The sequence below is a fragment of the Photorhabdus tasmaniensis genome (genome assembly GCF_011189505.1).
Taxonomy (GTDB): Bacteria; Pseudomonadota; Gammaproteobacteria; order Enterobacterales; family Enterobacteriaceae; genus Photorhabdus; species Photorhabdus tasmaniensis.
On record NZ_PUJU01000165.1, the window covers coordinates 1 to 1,007 of the forward strand.

1 protein-coding gene is annotated in these 1,007 nt (G+C 58.2%); it reads right to left on the bottom strand.

The features are described from left to right. The coding region (locus C5471_RS23340; protein ID WP_207627459.1) for a hemagglutinin repeat-containing protein at positions 1-1,007 on the bottom strand (1,007 nt) is incomplete at both ends.

Sequence of the window (1,007 nt, forward strand, 5' to 3'; positions counted from 1 at the left end):
GGGTCAGTGGTCAGTCCTTTAATCACTCCCGCCAAATACGGTGACGCGCCGCCTGCCAGCGCCTGACCGAGGTTATTCCCCGCCAGCCCCTGAATCGCTGCCGTAGCCGCTTGTAGGGCTTTCTGATAGGTTCCGCCGGTCCCCAGGCCGGAGTCATTCAGCGCCTGCGTGTAAGCGGTGTCATAGACTTGTTGGTTGATATCTGCCGGAGTCGGGTGTTTATTGCCCCGGTTGACCAGTTTTTCTCTGGCATCAGCTTTGTCCTGTTCACTGATACGGTCCCGTTTCGCTTTCGCCGCTTTTGTGGCGATAATTTGCCCTTCGGTGCGGGCTATCTCGGTCATCTGCGCACCAATTTCACCCATCAGTTGCGCCTGTTGCAAACGCTGCTGTTCTTTTTCCCTGTCAAATATCGGACTGAGGACATTAGCGGCGTTATCGGTATCGCCGCTCAGAGTGGCAATATCCTGCGTCTGGTGGTCCTTATCCCGGATAATCACCGCGCCCTCACTGACGGCAGCGTGCGTGGTACTTTCATCATGGCCGGCGCTGTTCGCGCCCACCAGAGTATTGGCGGCCAGATTGCTCAGTAATTGACTGCCAACGGGCCCCCCGGTGCTGATACCGGCACTCTGGTGTTCAGTACGGAAGTTCGCTTTGTTTTGAATGTCCTTAAAGCCCAACGTGCCCGTGTCAAGGGTGTTGTGGGCTTTGTCGGCCGTGCTGGCAATCACCGCGCCGTCAAGCTGAGTATGGTCCCCCACGTTCACCTGATAGCCCCCTTTCCCCGCATACAGCCCGGTTTGTTCCTGTACGCTGTCAAAATTGCTGTGGAGTTTGTCGCGGCTGGCGCTGAGGCTGAGGGTCCCGCCCGGTTGCGGGCCCACGGTGGCACTGGCTCCGGCACTGGCGTTCTGCTGCTGACTGTCATAGCGGTTGCTGTCTTGTTCGCTACTGAGCGTCAGGTGACGTTTCACCTCGGCGGTTATCTGTTCGCCGCTGACCTG